Source organism: Cohnella mopanensis, assembly GCF_022352055.1.
GTDB lineage: Bacteria > Bacillota > Bacilli > Paenibacillales > Paenibacillaceae > Cohnella > Cohnella mopanensis.
Genome location: NZ_JAKRWM010000001.1, coordinates 863,626 through 880,610 on the forward strand (window position 1 = coordinate 863,626; position 16,985 = coordinate 880,610).

Annotated in this window: 17 protein-coding genes; 4 read left to right on the forward strand and 13 right to left on the reverse strand. The window is 41.9% G+C overall.

The features are described 5' to 3' along the window. The first annotated feature begins 54 nt into the window (after positions 1-54). The gene (locus tag L3D05_RS04010) at positions 55-906 is read left to right on the forward strand and encodes an aldo/keto reductase (protein ID WP_239614685.1); all 852 of its coding nucleotides are present in this window, start codon (positions 55-57) and stop codon (positions 904-906) included. A 99-nt stretch (positions 907-1,005) separates the two neighbouring features. On the opposite strand, the gene L3D05_RS04015 is transcribed toward L3D05_RS04010, so the two are convergent. The 3 genes from L3D05_RS04015 to L3D05_RS04025 all read right to left on the reverse strand — a co-directional run bounded on the left by L3D05_RS04015 (position 1,006) and on the right by L3D05_RS04025 (position 3,242). Next, a complete protein-coding gene (locus L3D05_RS04015; RefSeq protein ID WP_439647931.1) occupies positions 1,006-2,412 on the reverse strand; it encodes an NAD(P)-binding domain-containing protein in 1,407 nt (468 codons plus the stop codon). A gap of 48 nt (positions 2,413-2,460) precedes the next feature. Next, positions 2,461-2,781, reverse strand: coding sequence for an ArsR/SmtB family transcription factor (locus L3D05_RS04020; protein WP_239614687.1), 321 nt, complete (start codon positions 2,779-2,781; stop codon positions 2,461-2,463). 77 nt (positions 2,782-2,858) lie between these two features. Next, positions 2,859-3,242, reverse strand: coding sequence for a MerR family transcriptional regulator (locus L3D05_RS04025; RefSeq protein WP_239614688.1), 384 nt, complete (start codon positions 3,240-3,242; stop codon positions 2,859-2,861). 92 nt (positions 3,243-3,334) lie between these two features. Here L3D05_RS04025 and L3D05_RS04030 point away from each other — a divergent pair, with 92 nt between their 5' ends. Both L3D05_RS04030 and arsC read left to right on the forward strand, forming a co-directional pair. Next, on the forward strand, positions 3,335-4,624 hold the full coding sequence (locus tag L3D05_RS04030; protein ID WP_239614689.1) for an arsenic transporter: 1,290 nt from the start codon (positions 3,335-3,337) through the stop codon (positions 4,622-4,624). Between the two features lie 26 nt (positions 4,625-4,650). Further along, entirely contained in the window at positions 4,651-5,073 is a 423-nt protein-coding gene (gene arsC, locus L3D05_RS04035; protein WP_239614690.1) for an arsenate reductase (thioredoxin), read from the forward strand. Positions 5,074-5,104: 31 nt separating this feature from the next. On the opposite strand, the gene L3D05_RS04040 is transcribed toward arsC, so the two are convergent. From L3D05_RS04040 to L3D05_RS04080, 9 genes are all read right to left on the reverse strand, one after another. Next, a complete protein-coding gene (locus L3D05_RS04040) occupies positions 5,105-6,532 on the reverse strand; it encodes a PQQ-dependent sugar dehydrogenase (protein WP_239614691.1) in 1,428 nt (475 codons plus the stop codon). A gap of 83 nt (positions 6,533-6,615) precedes the next feature. Continuing rightward, entirely contained in the window at positions 6,616-7,188 is a 573-nt protein-coding gene (locus tag L3D05_RS04045; RefSeq protein WP_239614692.1) for a YgaN family protein, read from the reverse strand. A 134-nt stretch (positions 7,189-7,322) separates the two neighbouring features. Further along, positions 7,323-7,541: a hypothetical protein gene (locus tag L3D05_RS04050; RefSeq protein ID WP_239614693.1), complete on the reverse strand. Its 219-nt coding sequence runs from the start codon at positions 7,539-7,541 to the stop codon at positions 7,323-7,325. A 234-nt stretch (positions 7,542-7,775) separates the two neighbouring features. Further along, positions 7,776-8,459 carry a hypothetical protein gene (locus tag L3D05_RS04055; protein WP_239614694.1) on the reverse strand — a complete coding sequence of 228 codons (684 nt, stop codon included), beginning with the start codon at positions 8,457-8,459 and terminating at the stop codon, positions 7,776-7,778. Between the two features lie 461 nt (positions 8,460-8,920). Next, positions 8,921-9,643, reverse strand: coding sequence for a hypothetical protein (locus L3D05_RS04060; RefSeq protein WP_239614695.1), 723 nt, complete (start codon positions 9,641-9,643; stop codon positions 8,921-8,923). 889 nt (positions 9,644-10,532) lie between these two features. Next, a complete protein-coding gene (locus L3D05_RS04065; protein ID WP_239614696.1) occupies positions 10,533-10,931 on the reverse strand; it encodes a hypothetical protein in 399 nt (132 codons plus the stop codon). 257 nt (positions 10,932-11,188) lie between these two features. Then, a complete protein-coding gene (locus L3D05_RS04070) occupies positions 11,189-11,839 on the reverse strand; it encodes a DUF4145 domain-containing protein (RefSeq protein ID WP_239614697.1) in 651 nt (216 codons plus the stop codon). A 384-nt stretch (positions 11,840-12,223) separates the two neighbouring features. Then, positions 12,224-13,225 (reverse strand): hypothetical protein, encoded by a 1,002-nt coding sequence (locus tag L3D05_RS04075; protein ID WP_239614698.1) that lies wholly within the window; start codon positions 13,223-13,225, stop codon positions 12,224-12,226. Next, positions 13,194-13,778, reverse strand: coding sequence for an RNA polymerase sigma factor (locus L3D05_RS04080; protein ID WP_239614699.1), 585 nt, complete (start codon positions 13,776-13,778; stop codon positions 13,194-13,196). Before L3D05_RS04080 ends, L3D05_RS04075 begins: the two co-directional genes overlap by 32 nt. A 532-nt stretch (positions 13,779-14,310) precedes the next feature. Here L3D05_RS04080 and L3D05_RS04085 point away from each other — a divergent pair. Continuing rightward, on the forward strand, positions 14,311-15,864 hold the full coding sequence (locus L3D05_RS04085) for an MFS transporter (protein WP_239614700.1): 1,554 nt from the start codon (positions 14,311-14,313) through the stop codon (positions 15,862-15,864). Positions 15,865-15,999: 135 nt separating this feature from the next. On the opposite strand, the gene L3D05_RS04090 is transcribed toward L3D05_RS04085, so the two are convergent. Then, the gene (locus L3D05_RS04090; protein ID WP_239614701.1) at positions 16,000-16,941 is read right to left on the reverse strand and encodes an NAD(P)-dependent alcohol dehydrogenase; all 942 of its coding nucleotides are present in this window, start codon (positions 16,939-16,941) and stop codon (positions 16,000-16,002) included. Positions 16,942-16,985: the final 44 nt, after the last annotated feature.

The following is a 16,985-nucleotide window of genomic DNA, read 5'->3' on the forward strand; positions in this document are numbered from 1 at the left end:
GGAGATGTATAAGTTGATTTGCCCAAAATGATTAAAAGTACTGGAGGTTATGATATGCAAAAAGTAACTTTGAACAATGGTGTTAAAATGCCTATACTCGGTTTTGGTGTATATCAGATTGCGGATCAAAATGAATGTGAACGAAGTGTTTATGAAGCTATTATGGCAGGTTATCGGCTGATAGATACAGCTGCCTCTTATCTAAATGAAGAAGCAGTTGGCAAAGCGATCAAACGGAGTAGCGTGGCAAGAGAGGACTTATTTATCACTACGAAACTTTGGGTTCAGGATACCGGTTATGCTCGCACAAAAAAAGCATTCGATAATTCACTGAAACGATTACAATTGGATTATTTGGATTTGTATTTAATTCATCAGCCGTATGGAGATGTTTACGGTTCTTGGCGCGCGATGGAAGAATTGTATCGTGAAGGTAAGGTCCGGGCAATTGGGGTCAGCAACTTTCATGAGGATCGTCTGATCGATTTGATTCTTCATAATGAAGTGACCCCTGCTGTAAATCAGGTTGAAACACACCCTTTCAATCAGCAAATCGATAATGCAAAATTCATGAATGAGCATAATGTTCAGATCGAATCCTGGGCGCCTTTTGCTGAAGGAAAAAATAACTTGTTCCAGAATGAGGTATTGGTATCTATTGCTGAGAAGGTTAAAAAATCCGTTGCTCAGGTGGTTTTACGTTGGTTGACGCAAAGAGAAGTCGTTGTGATTCCAAAGTCGGTTCGTAAAGAAAGAATTATCGAAAATATCAATATTTTCGATTTTGAATTAGATCAAGCGGATATGGAGTCGATTGCTGCGTTAGACACGAAACAGAGCTTGTTCTTTTCACATCGCGATCCTGAAATGGTGAAATGGCTCGGAACCCGTAAACTTGATATCTGACAATTTATCATTTCGTACGGAAGCGCCAAAGGAAAGGATAACTACCTTTCCTTTGGCGCTTCCGTCTTCGAGATACCCATACTTCAACCTTTACAATAATTATGAACAGCAAGTTGAATTTGAATTAGAATCAATGGCTGCTCTAGTCAAATCATTCGAGCAACAATCCTTATTTGATGTCGTTTCAATTTTTTGTCCTGCAATGCTGCATACGCCCGTTTCCGGTAAATCTAACTCCACCTTAGCTGCTGACTCCCAATCGCCAGTAAGCGCGGCTACAACGGAACGTACCTGCTCATAACCTGTTGCCATCAGAAACGTCGGAGCCCTGCCATAGCTTTTAGCGCCTACGATATAGAGATTGTTCTCGGGTTGACGCAACTCTCTCTCCCCGTGTGGCCGAACAGTTCCGCAGCTATGAATGTTGGGATCAATCAACGGCGCAAGCGCGTCTACGCTTTCGATGCTTGGATCCATCAGGGTTCTAACTTCACGAAGGAAAGCCATGTCCGGACGAGACCCTGTATTGCTTATGACTTCGTTAATACCCGTAATGCGAACGAGTTCGCCGTCCTGGTAACCTGTGACGGTGATTGCATCTTGTTGTTGACTAAACCGAACCAGATTAAACGAAGTGTGCACTTCCGCATGTCCATTCTCGACGAGTTGCTGGAGACGAATGCCAAGCGCCCCGCGCTCCTGCAGACTGTCGTTTTCTTGTCCTCCATATACGTCGACTAAACTGGATTTACGAATGACCCAGACAATCTCAGTTGTTGGTTCTTCCGCTTTTAATTTTTCCAAATCAAGCAAGGCATTGATCGCGGAGTGACCACTGCCGACGACAAGAACCTTTTTGCCCTTGTACTGATCCCGATGGCTTCCCAGAACATCCGGAATGCCATAGACGATGTGTTGTCCAAGTGATGTTTCGTCGCTCGTCCATACGCCTTCGGCATTCGCCGGATTCGGATTAGACCAAGTTCCCGAAGCGTCGATTACGGCATTCGCTTCGAATGTTTGACGTTCTCCATCTCTTTCAACATGGATAACAAACGGCAACTTCTCTCGTCCAGCGGTTTTGATCTTGCTTAATCCCTTCCTGCTAATCGCAACGACCCTAGTACCAACATAGATATTTGGTTGAATATCGGGGAGTTGAGCGAGTGGCTTCAAATAGTTCTCCACGAGTTCTCCACCGGTCGGCAGCTCATCATCAGGCGGGGCAACCCATCCGTAATCTTCGAGTAATTTTTTTGCGGCTTTGTTGATGTTATATTGCCATGGCGAGAACAAACGGACATGTTTCCATTTTTCAATATTACCTGCGATGTGGTTCGCAGCTTCGAACAAAATAAAGCTTTCGCCACGTTCAACCAAATGAGCGGCCGCGGCTAATCCAATTGGACCTCCACCGATAATGGCCACCGGTAACTTAAAGGCAACCTGCTTTGCATTTACGGAACAACATTCACTCATATTGAAAACCTCCTGTGTATTATTAATCAAATTAATTTGATTAATTCATCGTGAAGAACTAAAGTCTTCACGTTCTTACTTACGGAATATGCAACATAACTGAGGCGACAAAAGGTTATTCACTTCTTCATGATTCAGTTCATAATAACTCCAAGTCCCTCTTGTCTCGCGAAGGATGAGCCCCGCATCGAGCAAGATCTTCAAGTGGTAAGAAAGCTTTGACTGCTGCATCTCCAGAATATCTTCTAGATCGCAAACGCATGTATTGCCTCTTTGCGTTAGTTCATACATGATTTGCAATCTTTTACGATCGGCTAGTGCCTTGAATTTTTGCTCGTAAGGTGCGAAATCAGTATGTTCCGAGTTAGATTGGGTAATCGGAAGTTGTTTAATCATTTTCACTGCCTCCAATTAATCAAAATTATTTGATGTAACGATGTTAACATGGAAAAATCCTCATTTCAAGCATTAAATCAATTTTTCTTGATATTATCTTGAAAACATTCTTCCCAAGATAGGCAATTACAGTCCAAGCTGTTCGCCAAAATGGTTTTCATGCGGGTCATTTGTTGGATCTTCGCTTCGAGTTCATCCTGTTTCCTCATTGCCATCAGCCTCCACCTTTCGGAAGGTGCGACTTGTGAATCAAAGCCATCCAGCAGTTGTTTGATTTCTTGGATTTGAAACCCGGCGCTCTGTGCAAGTTTTATCGTATCGATCCGCCCTAATACCTCATCATCATACACCCTTTTACCGTTTTTGCGATGCGGTGGCGCAAGCAATCCGATTTGTTCATAATAACGTAAAGCCGATGTTGTTGTGCCGCTCTTATCAGCAACTTCCCCGATGGATAGCATGGGAACCCCCTTGACTTCAAGTTAACTTGAAGTGATATGCTTTTTCCCAGCATACAATATCCATCAGTTTGGGACAACTTAGGGGAGGATTTATGATAACTGCTTTAGGAATTTTCATCGTTACATTGATTTTTGTGATTTGGCAGCCTCGTGGACTTAACATTGGGTGGTCTGCATGCGCGGGTGCTATCCTAGCTTTGATCTTCGGGGTCGTTAATTTGAACGATGTCTGGGATGTAACGCAGATCGTATGGAATGCTACGCTTGCTTTCGTAGCGGTGATTCTGATCTCGTTGATCCTGGACGAAATCGGCTTCTTCGAATGGGCTGCGCTTCATATGGCACGGTTCGCCAAAGGTAACGGCAACCTGATGTTCGTATACGTCATTTTGTTAGGGGCTGTAGTAGCGGCATTTTTCGCGAATGATGGAGCTGCCCTTATTTTAACTCCGATCGTCTTGGCTATGGTTAAGGCGTTAAAATTCGATAAACGAATGATATTGCCTTTTATCATGGCCAGCGGATTTATTTCCGATACAGCATCCCTTCCGTTCGTCGTCAGCAATTTGGTCAACATCGTGTCTGCGGATTTTTTCGAGATCGGTTTCGTCGAATATGCAGGGCGCATGATCGTACCCACACTATTCGCCATCGGATCGAGTTTGTTGGTGTTGTATCTCATGTTTAGAAAAAGTATTCCGAAACAATACGACCTCACTCGACTGAAACAACCAAAAGAAGCCATCAAAGACATGCGGCTATTTCGTATTTCTTGGGTTATCTTAGCCGTATTATTAGCTGCTTACTTGACCAGTGAGAATTATCAAATTCCAGTTTCGCTCATAGCGGGAGTTGCGGCGATACTCTTCCTTCTGCTCGCCCGCCAAAGCAAAGAAATTCATACCTGGAAGCTCGTGAAAGGTGCGCCTTGGGCCGTAGTCGTCTTTTCTATTGGTATGTATGTCGTGGTGTACGGGTTGCGAAATGTCGGCTTCACGGATGAGCTCGGCAAACTGTTCGTTTGGGCCGGCGATCAGGGACTTTTCTCGGCCACCGTTGTTGCCGGATTCATTGCAGCCATCCTATCTTCGATCATGAACAATATGCCGACGGTAATGATCGATGCGCTCGCGATTCAGGGCACCGATGCAACAGGGTTAGTTCGTGAAGCGTTCATTTACGCGAATGTGATCGGTTCAGATTTAGGACCCAAAATTACGCCGATCGGCTCGTTGGCCACCCTGCTATGGTTGCATGTGCTATCCACTAAAGGCGTTAAAATCGGCTGGGGGTATTATTTCAAGGTTGGCATTATGCTGACCATCCCTGTCCTCTTTATTACGCTGACAAGCTTGTATTTCTGGCTGAAGATCATTAATTAACATCATTAAATAAGGAGTAGATAACCATGACAAAACCGTTGGTATACTTTCTATGCACCGGAAATTCCTGTAGGAGCCAAATGGCGGACGGATTTATGAATACACTCGGAGGTCATCTCTACGAAGTGAAGAGCGCAGGACTTGAAGCGCACGGGCTTAACCCGCGAGCCGTTAAAGTGATGGCGGAAGCCGGCGTCGATATTTCTTCGAACACCTCCAACGTCATTGATCCTGAAATATTGAATCGGGCATCCTACGTCATAACTTTGTGCGGTCATGCCGACGAACATTGTCCGGTGATCTCCAATCCCAACGTGATCAAGTGGCATTGGGGATTCGACGATCCGGCAAAAGCAACCGGTACCGAAGAAGATATCATGGCTCAGTTCCGTGCAGTACGAGATGACATCAAAGCTCGTGTTGAGAGGTTTGTTCAAAAGGGGAATTAAGATTACTCCCGTTAGATTTTCCGGCAATAAATCATGGAACAATTTCAAAAACAGTTCCTTGGTTACAATCAGCCACTTTCATAGAGCCATAAACCCCTAGAAATAATCTGGTTTGATTCAGATTCGTTCCCAAACTAACATAATAAGCGGATTGTGACCCGAAATTATAGTCGGTTTCGATAACACTATAATCATTTAGTTTACAATCTGATCTTACCTTGGTATAAGCTAAAACCCCTCTAGCCGGAAGCTGAGATTCTTTACCCCGAGCAAGATCGGTAAACACTATGTTGCCCGATAACTCGGGGATTTCATTTCCCATATAAGGCTGTACCCCTGTAAGTGCAATTGCTCTAAATTTGTCGGTTCGGGGATCTTCATGATAATAACTAATTAAAGGCTGAAGACGCCGCACTGAAGTTTTCACTGCTTCATCGTAATAAGCAATTGTTTTCTCATTCAAGGCCGGATTCGCGGAACAGGCTGTTATTATCGAAGTAGGAAAAGCACCTTCCCACCCTCGCCAGCCAAAGTTAATAAATCCTTCTTGGTCAGGTTCGGATTTCATTAAAGAAGCCTTTACAAGCTGAGTAACGGGTATCGATTTATAATGAATGAATGAAAAAATCGACTCTACGAGATCCTGTCCGACATTTCCTACGTATTTGATATACTGATTATGAAACCTTTGAAATGAAATGCCTGGCATATTTCGAACTCCTTTGGCAATTACCGAAAGCGTTTCCTGAATTGGTTCGGGTAGCTCATTAAAACGTGTAATTACGGGTGGATTAACGATAAATGTATTGTTAACGACATTAATTTCAATTATTTTACCTGCGACTTCCAGATCATCTTGGCTTAAATTAAATGGATCATAACCCGATCCGCCATCACCGGTTGTCAATACAAGTTTTCCTGTTTCTGGTGAAAAGTTTAAGCTATTGACACCATTATGATTTAAGAACGGTCTTCTTATATTTAGTAATGTCCGCCGTTTTTGAGGTTGGCCTTTCGATTGTAGAATCCATTCTTCAACCGTATCGATATGATCATATTGAATTTCTCTATTTATCCATTTTAAGTTTAAGGTTTTAGAATCACACGGATCAGGCTTAAAAGATTCAAGTTGAGCACCAGGAATTGCACCCGGACCTTGGGTTCCTGCTACTGAATAATGGAGATAAAATAAACCGTTATAATAAAATTCGGGATGAAATGCTAGCCCTATCAATCCCCGTTCATCATAACCGCCACTAGAAGCACCCAGTTTTAAGATTCTTGAGCGAATATCTAAGAAAGTCTCTATAACTCCGTTTCCTATGTAAAAAATCTCTCCTACCTGGGTTGCAATAAATAATCTTTCGATTGAGTCGCCCGGAAGAATAGCTGTTTTCAAAACAGTGGGCATATTTAACTTGCTAACAATGGGCCGCAAACTAACTTTTGCTTTTATCAATTAACTTTTCACTCCTTTTACACTCCTTTTTATTTTACTTTTATAAGAATATGATTAGATCTGTTTACTATTACCGCTTACCCTCACATCATCCTACACTTAACGATAAATACTTCATGACCTTTCTTGATAACAGCTTCCTCATTATCATCTTTTTCAATGTTCTGCGCATTATCTCCAATAAACACTATTCTTCCTATAGCATTCTCTGTGCCCTTAACTATTGTTACCTTAGGATATACATTATAGTTACTAATAAATGATTTTCCATTATTCATTTTAAGTGTTACTTGGGAAACCGAGTTTTCAGAGTCTTGTCGAAGCGACAATGTCCACATTTGTTCATTTGCATCTATGTTTCTTGAAAAGAAATATAATCTCGTTTCCTTCTTCTTATCGTTTGTATAGCCATGTAATTTTAGAATTTCCCCTTGATAATTGCCATCAATGTAATGATCAACCCAAAACTCTATCGATTCTGGGCTTCCATTACTTGTCAGCGAAAAGATCATAGGAGTATTTGTTCCTGTTGCACTTATGATTGAATACTCAGATTTTGATTGATTTAATAAAGTGCTTGTAATGGACTGGGTGTTATTCTCCGATCGACAAGACATCAGTAATAATACAAAAAATATTGGGAGTGTGTACTTCATAGTACCTCCTCTTATTTGAGTGGTTTCATCTACGTTCTTATATTCACGACTCGACCCAGCCTTTGATAGATAATATCTTAGGCTGGGTCGTGCTAATCTCTGCCGACATACTAATAAATGAATCCCAGCTTTCATCAATAGACTTTATTATTTCTGCACCAATTACATAAGGCAAAGGAATGTCCAACTCTTCCATCTTCATATTTAATCAATGCTTCCCAACCTACAATTGCCCAGTTGAATTCAAATACTCTTTTAATTGCTATTAAAACATCATTGGTGTTAATAACTATCTCTCGCTTCGATAATAATCTTGCTATTAATTCATCTGAAAATAAATCAACGTCATCCATATACCATTTCTCCTAATCAGATCTTCGGCAATTTCAGATAACGTTCTTGTATTCATGACGTCCATTTCCCTTAGATAGCTCATTTCTTAGGGAGATGGATGTGTCCAGCTGATTTCGCTTCCCTGTAACTGAGTTCACTCCAGTTGAATCCGCTTCAACTTCTGCTGGACTGTGGGGCATGTCCCCGATGCGTGAATATGGTGTTAACCGAAGGAACCTAACTCTTCTTTGAGCTTACTCTGGAATAAGTTGATTTGTTAAATTTATTGGTATCATTAATCCTCCAACATGATTATCTTCAGATAAAACATTATATTTTTGCATTTGATTAAATATCCTAGAAGCCTCATCATAAATTGTCCCGATATTTATTGTATACTTTAAATTGTAGAATGTACGTTCACTAACTATGTATAATCGAATAGGTAAAATATCATTTTTATATATTTCTCTAGCAGAAAAAGTCATATTATAGATGCCCATGAAAACTTTGCTAGTATGATAATCTTCAACATTTGCTAGCCATTCATCTAGATATTCATCAAAATGTTCAATACTGTTTCTAACTTTTGTATTCAAGATTTCGTTGATATTCAAATCCTTGATAGATTTCCATAATGTATTGGATCTCATAATTCTGATTTGAAATTGATTTTCTGTTTCCCGCATTCTTTTATTAGGATTGGTTTTAACTAATTTTTTAATATTTGCTGCGTTAATTAATACGGTATTAATTTTAGAATGTAGCTCCGGTGAGACTAAAATATAACTAGGAACAGACGAAGTCTCAGTTTTCTTGAAAATTGCATTGCAATACTCAATAATATTAAAACTTAAATTTGCAAGTTCATGAAAATATAAGGACTGAATATTTGCTATTGATGCCTCTAAGAAGGTTTGATTGTTTTCTCTACTCAATATTTCACCCCAAATCAAGTTAGGTTCTTTCAGATAACGTTCTTGTGTTCACGACGTCCCAACACCTTAAGCCTGAAGGACGGCCGTGATGCGGTTAGGTGGTGCGGGTGTGTCCGGCTGCTCAGGTGGTTTTCTGTTGTGTTCAGTAGTTCTAATAAAAATGGAGCTGCAGTAATATATCTTTGTTCTCACCCAGTTCTTCAATGAGATGAAGTGCTCTATCAACTTCATTATCGAGAAGTGATTGGATTACTTATCTAAAGTCATTAAAATCAATCCTTTTATATATCCTTTAACACAATGATTTCAGCTAACGTTTATATATTCACGAAGTCCAACTCCCTTAAGCCCGGAGGGCGGCCTCGATGCGGTTAGTCGGTGCGGATGAGTCGCCTGAGCTTACTTCTCCGAAATGCCTCTGGCGACCGAAACGGCTTGTGCGCCGATGCGTGAACACATTGTTATACGACGTGCTCTTTCAAAATAGATTTAATAGTTTCATACATGTATTTAGTATTTTCATTAAACTTAAATGCTCCCCAAGCGTTCCCTACATTACCCAAGCCACCTACGTCGTACCCAATTGCTTGTGAAGATTTTAACTTTTCAATTGTATTCTCCAACTCGAATACTGGATAGCCAAATTGTTCAAATTCATCTTTGGTATCTCTCACACGAACTTCGTAATCAAATGCCCTACTATGAAAGCGTTCATAAATTAATAGGAAGTACTTTAGGTCAGAATCAACCATAACCTTTAAAGCATTAATCATCACTAAATCTGAATAAACTAATTCCCTAGTTTCATTTAGTATTAAGCCCGCATAATATCCTAAAACACTCGAACATTTTGAAGATTTTGTCTCAATTGATGAATCAACTATCTCAGCAATATGTTCTAAATTTTCCTGCCGAGAGAGGTATCTTTCGAGCCTATTTATATATACTTCATTTACTGTCTCTAATTGGACTGCTTCGGAGAAACCCTTGATAAATTTCTTAAATTTTATCCTTTTTGATAAAGAATAAATTTTTACAAGAGCTTTAATCGGTCCAGCAATATCAACTAAGGTATCAGTGTAATCTTTGTACCCTTCTAATATTCTATCGATTTCATCATCTATACTACTTAGATGCCGACCTACATATTGTGTTAGATCAACGATTGATTTGACTTCAATCATGGATTTCCTCCTCGAGTAGCATGACGTATAACGTTATTGTATTCACGACGTCCAACTCCTTAAACCCGAAGGGCGGTCGCGATGCGGTTAGGGAGTTGGATGTGTCCGGCTGAATTCTGCTCCCCCGAAACTGAGAATCCCTCTCTGAATCCACTTCTAACTCCTGCCGGACCGAGGGCGAATACTCGATGCGTGAATATGGTGTTATACGCTGTTGCACGCATCTTGAGATACCATCAAAAAGCTTTATTTATTCGTTAATTCATTTACAATCATTCTTTATTATTAACTTCATTATCGTATTTATATTTATTGCTCTAAACAATTAGTAAGTGCTTGTTTTCTTTCGCTTTCCTTTGAATATATTTAATAACTCCTCTAATAATGATTATTGATAAAATGATAAGAACAATAGGTCCAATTTCTAATAAAAACAAAGGAACAACTGAAGAAAGCGATACGAGTAATTCATAAATAAAAAAGTAATCAACAATTCCCACTGCAAAAATTGATAGGACTAAGAGCTGAAATTTCTGATAATAAAAAGCAATCTTATAACTTAACATTCTTAACAAATTGACGAACTTCATGAAACACCTCTTTGTTATATATTTATATTAATGTACGAGAATGGTTGGTGATTGTTTCATGTTTTGTGCAATTGCGGATAACGTTCTTGTATTCACGACGTCCCACCGACTTAAGGCGACGAAGTCGCCGGGCGCGATGCGCTTAGTCGGTGCGGATGTGTCCGGCTAGTTCGCTTCCTTGGTGTTGAGATACCTCTTCGAATTCACATCTAGCTTCTTCCGGACCGAGGGGCGAATGCCCCGATGCGTGAATATGGTGTTATACGAAGCATTGGCCTTCTAGAAAAACAATCAAGATTTTAAAGTTCTTCAATACATTGATTTATTAATTCTTGTACATGATTCTCTAACTCTTGACTATTTATTGCATTTATCTCTTTACCATTGACATAGTAGGATAGATAAATCCAATAAACTATTAATTGATTACGATCGTTTAAGAAAACAAAATCCATCCAACCATCCGCAATTAGTTCATCAGTAGAATTAAAAATCATAATGCCTGAATACCTGTCTAGTGAGCCATCTAAATATTTCAGATCTTCGCCTTCAACACAACTTTCTGACCAGTCAAAACGAAGTTCACCATTAAATTTGTGATAAAATTTCAAGTCATTGATTAATTGTTCTTCAACAAACTTCCGAAGTTGCTTGCCCATACTAATAGACATGCCCATATCATGATAGTTAGGTTTCATATTCATCTTCTTTCTTTAAATGAATTGCCCATGTTTCACATAACGTTCTTGTATTCACGACGTCCCACCACCTTAAGCCCGAAGGGCGGCCGCGATGCGGTTAGGTGATGCGGATGTGTCCGGCTGAATATGCTTCCTCGCTACCGAAATTCCTCTTCGATTCTACCTCTAACTTCTGCCGGACCGAGGGCCGAATCGCCCGATGCGTGAATATAGTGTTATAAGATGTTGGCGCCTTCTTCGAGTTACTACATCTATTAATTCATTTCTTCTAAATATCTTTTCGTAATAACTTCGCTTGATATCCAATAGATTGTTAATTCTATCAATTCTTTCATATGTGAGATGTCTTTATCTTCCCAAGTTCTTGTATAATGTGTTTCATCATTACCTAACCATACTGCTCGTTCAGCACATAGTTTAATATTCTCATTATTTATTAGTTCTTTAATGCAATTACCAAGAAACATTTTTTTGATTTTTTCTTCTTGTTCCTTAAATAAACCGATTAAATAGTCTTTGATTAAAAACTCAAGAGCTTTCCTATATCCTGGTCCAACAATGTGATTCAAACCTAAACTTTCTGCATGTAATGCTTGATTATAAATTTGCTCAAAATTTGGACTAATAGCTCGTATTTCCGCATTTAGATTTTTAGAGATAAATGACTTTGGCTTGAATTCTATAAAATGATATTGCATTCCTACGTTTTGGACATGTTCTCCCCTATAATAAGCAAAAAATAAACAATCGCATTCTTGTCTAACGCATCTAAAAACAATCTGTAATCTCCTACCTGAAGTATGTGCAAAACATGATAATGGTTGAACATGAAAATTACAGATAGGACATAAATCAGGTACATTATCGACAGTGAATTTACTACTTCCAACAGACAATGACTTCAAGTTATCACCTCGTGTTTTATTGTATTGCGCCAATTTCATATAACGTCTTATCTACGAACTTCACAAATATCCCATATCTGAAGTGTTCGCGCAGTGATTACACTAGCCTGCCCGCTCGTATCAAGGAGAGATCGGAGGACACCTTTCAGAGTGATCCTTCATTAGCACATACACGAGCATTTTTGAATCTCAGATTAATTATTCGTGAAATATCATTTAATTTCCTTTTTATGAAATCTTCGGACATGCGTCGATCGTTAAATTAAACTTATGGTCAATTTAAATAAAAATCCAGAGCAATAGCGATTAACTCGCCATGCTCTGGATGGTAGCTTTAAAAACTATCACTTACTTCACTGTTGTTCACCTACGGACATAATCATCTTACTCGCTATCAGAAGCATTCACTTCGATAAAGGATTTTACAAACTTTAGCTGTTTATCTGCTTTCCCCTCGCCCATTAGGGTGTATGAGAAGCTCCCGCCTTCAAGAGGTTGAAGCCAGATGAAGAACGGCTCTCCATCACCCGCGCTGTGATAAATCGGTATTCCGTGAGACTCGTATACCCGCTTAACAGAGGGGTACTCGTCGTAAATTTTAACGGCTACATTCTGATCTAAATCTTTAACATAGTTAACCATAAGAGTATAGATTGCTTCTTCATCTTGATAATTCAATCTAACCGTATCATATTTGAGAGTCACATCTTCGGCAGGCTTGAACTTGGAATAAGCGTACGGGGAGCCCGTTTCTGCATCGGTAGCTTCCACCCACTTTTCGGGATCAAGGGGTACTGGGATGCCGGAGTTAGACAACACTTCCACGTACATGAATTTCGCATCCACAACTTGATCGCCCGGAAGCTTCAGCTCGCTCAGAGGGCTGATCAAACGCGAGGATATATCTTGCATGGACTTATAGGTAAAACCTCGATTCACAATACCATATGACATCGGCATTTCATGTCTTTTTATTGCGTCGATGGCCACTTGATCATTTAGTATAAACGCGGCTTCGCCCAATTGCAGTTGATCTTTCACTTTTCGATGAACCCGATCTAAAAATTGTACTTGCTCCGAATGTTGGTCAAGCGTTGAGCTAACTTGCATGACTTCGCGGCCTGAATCATCTTTGATACTAAGCCAACCTTCCGAAGCAGCGTATGCAAATCCACTTATCAGCATTCCAACTAGAGCGATCAAAGCGAAACTGAAAACCGGCCGCTTATGGCTACGCGCTCCATCATTGATAGATTCTTCAGATTCCCGTTGGATGCGATACATAACCTGCTCGGAAAAGTCCACGGATGCGGGTGCGTTTAGCTCAGCATTTCGTTTGAAATTGTCCAGCGGTTCATAGTTCGGGGTATAAATTTTTTCCGTCATCGAGAATCACCTCTCTGTTCGATTTCTGATTCAACTTCTTTCGGATCCGTTCGATTTTTTTTCGCAAGGTTGCAGCACTGACTCCGATAATTTCCTCGATCTCGGAAAAGCTGCGTTCCTCTATCACTCTGAGAATGACCAATTGCCGCTCTTCCGCAGACAGCCCGTTCAATAGATCATTTGCCGATTCGACCGTACCAGGCGGAGGCGGTGATAGCCACTGCAGCTTAAGTAACGATAATAGCCGCTGCTGCCCCGAGTTCTGCCGAATTACGTTCAGACAATGACGTTGGGCGATCTTATACAGCCATGCGGTGAACGAGACAGTAGGTCGGTACTTCCCGATCTCACGATAAGCTTTCATGAACACTTCCTGTACGACATCCTCAGACTCAGCTTGATTGCCGATCATGTGATAGCAATAGAGGTGCAACCTTCTTTGGTAATGCTGAACAATTGCGCGATACGGCTCGGCATGCCCAGCTTGCACATCTTCGACGAGCTCCTCGATTCTTTCCGTGCTAAGCGACTTTAATGGTCCGTTAACGTCCAATATAAAACTCCTTTCATTTCGGGGCCCCGATGCCTATATAACAATCGCAAACTCGAAAATGTGACCGACTATGAAACTTTTTATATCTATGTGACTGCCTACTCCAAATGAGGCCACAACTGATCGCTGGCTTCCAACAGCCCTCTCTATTAAAATTCAATCCTTTTTCTTGCTAATATATAAAAAATTTCATTTCGTACTTGAACCTTACGTAACGTAATGAATTAAGATGTGGATACCGGTGAACACCTCGCGCGCATAAAAGGGGATGATCATGAAACTGGAGTGGAAGTTGGAGAACTTGCAAAATTAACGGGATTAACAGTTCGTACATTGAGTAAAGCACCTTTGACAATTCTAGATTATACCAAAATATTGGGCGCCATAAGGATGAATCATGAGAAATATTTCGCCGAACGGAAGCAATCTGGGGTTCACACCTCGATCGGCTTGGTGATTATCTTGAAGAGCATCCGGATGATCCGACCTAAGGGAGGAAAACGCTATATATGGGATTGTGAAGCAAGCCGGCATGCGTGAATGGGTCGGGCTCGCGGTTCTTGCCCTGCCCGCCCTACTAGTCTCGATAGATCTCTCCGTAATGATTCTCGCGTTGCCGCATATTGGTGCCGACCTCGGCGCCGATAGCGCCCAGCAGTTGTGGATCATCGACATCTACGGCTTCATGCTCGCTGGATTCTTGATCACCATGGGGACTCTGGGAGATCGGATCGGCCGCCGCAAACTGCTGTTGATCGGCGGGAGCGCATTCATGATAGCCTCAATATTGGCTGCATTCTCCAGAAGCGCTGAGATGCTTATTGCGGCCCGCGCAATACTCGGTATAGCCGGAGCGACTTTATCGCCTTCTGCACTAGCGTTGATTAGTAACATGTTTCGTGATCATAAGCAGCGTTCCCTTGCCATCGGAATATGGTTAACATGCTCTATGGGCGGCATGGCGCTCGGTCCTGTGGTTGGAGGTATCATGCTAGATCACTTCTGGTGGGGCTCTTTGTTCCTTTTGGGTGTACCTGTTATGTTGCTTCTACTCATAACCGGCCCCCTATTGCTGCCTGAATACCGGAACCCCGAAGCCGGACGGCTGGATTTGACCAGTGTTACGTTATCGCTGGGCGCCATCCTGCCGATCATATTCGGCCTCAAGCAAATCGCTAAGGATGGCCTGCAGATAGTCCCTGCGCTGTTAATATTGGCGGGCGTCGTACTCGGCACGGTGTTCGTGTCGCGGCAGCGTAGGCTGGCGAATCCTCTGCTGGACTTGCGCCTGTTCGCGAATCCCGGATTCAGCGCTGCACTGGGCGGCATGTTCGGTATTACACTGACAGGAGCGACCATGCTCTTCATCGCGCAGCACCTTCAATTCGTGCAAGGAATGTCACCGCTCCAGGCAGGGTTGTATATGCTCCCCGGGGTAATAGCTTCGATGGCCGGTATGCTTCTCTCTCCGCTTATCGCACGCAGGATACGACCAGCTCGTCTTATCGGAACGGGTCTATTGGTATCGACCGCGGGCTGTTTTCTGCTGACCCAGGTGGGGGCTGAGTCAGGTCTCGCGTTTCTGGTGCTCGGGTACATCTGCTTCAATATCGGTTCAGCTCCCCTCCCGAGCTTGTCCAGCGACCTTATCATCGGCTCAGCCCCGCCGGAGAAGGCGGGATCGGCGGCCGCCATGCTGCAAACCAGCGGCGAATTCGCCTTCGCGCTGGGCATCGCAGTCTTAGGCAGCATCGGCACGGTCATATACCGCAACCAGGTGGCGAACTCTATTCCCGCCGACTTGCCGGCGTCCGCGGTACAAGCTTCTCGCGACAGCTTGGCCGGTGCCACGGCTATTGCGGAAGGCCTCTCCGAACAAGTCGGCAAGGCACTACTCACCGGCGCACGAGAAGCCTTTACCGGCGGGATGCACGCCGTTGCGGCTGCCAGCGGCGCTATCATGCTCGCTATTATCGTCTTTGCTGTTACGCGGCTTCGGCACTTAAGACCCATCGGAGAGACTAAGTCTAACCAAGCCGGCAGTATTCCAGAAGCAGTACCAGGAGCTGCCAAAGAATCAAGTTAGTTGCACTGCATAGTAGAAACCAAGCAATACGAGTACATTTATTGGGTTGGGGAAGGGATTCAACCACCGAAAGGGGTTAAGCCGGTCGCTTATGTGGCGAGACCGGGCTTAACCCCTTCTTCAACTTCATCGCTATTAGTTAGAATGGTCAATTGATATTGCTACCCCTCCTCTCTTGCGACCCATTCCTACATATTCATGCGCTTCTACTATTCGATCCATGGGGTATATTCTGTCAACAACTGGTTTAATATGTCCAGCATCAATTAACCCTTTTATCTTAATAAGGCGCTCTGATTTTAATTCTAATTTCCCATCATCGATTGATATATATTTTCCTTCTGAGCTTAGCGCTTTTTTGCACAGTTCTTTAATCTTTGAACTTTTGGCTTTTCCCACCGCATCGAGCATAAAGTCATAACGATCGATGAAATTTTCAGACTCCTCTTTGGTGTAGTCAATAACCTTATCCGCACCCAAAGATTTTACGAATTCCAAATGATTAGTACTGCATACTCCTGTAACTTCAGCTCCATAATATTTTGCCAGTTGTATTGCTATTGTTCCTGAAGTTCCTGAAGCCCCGTATATAAGAACTTTTTGTCCGCGTTGGATATTTCCTTCTTCCAGACGTTGTAACGCCAAAAGTCCGCCATATGCAGCAGCAGTTGCCTCTTCGTAACTTATATTTGCAGGTTTTAATGATAGACATCCATGCATAGAGTCTGTTTCTTTCATACATTTGTATTCAGCATAAGCACCAAGTCCAAAACCGGTAATCCCATAAACCTGATCGCCTACTTTAAATCGTTTTATGTCTTTGCCTACCGACTCAATTTCTCCTGCTAACACCATGCCTATTATGGACTTCCTCGGCTTTGTAAATCCTAAAAATAGACGCATCGGCAGCCAAAACCGGATCGGTAATTGAGAACCTCTAATATATATGTCGCTCGCTGTCACTGCTGTAGCGTAGATTTTAATGCATACTTCATCGTGCTTAGGAGAAGGTTTATTTACTTCCTTAAGTTGAAGCACTTCTGGTGGACCATATTTTGTGCAAACAACAGCTTTCATGAGATCAATTCCTTCCTCATTAGAATATCTATTTTCAACTCCAT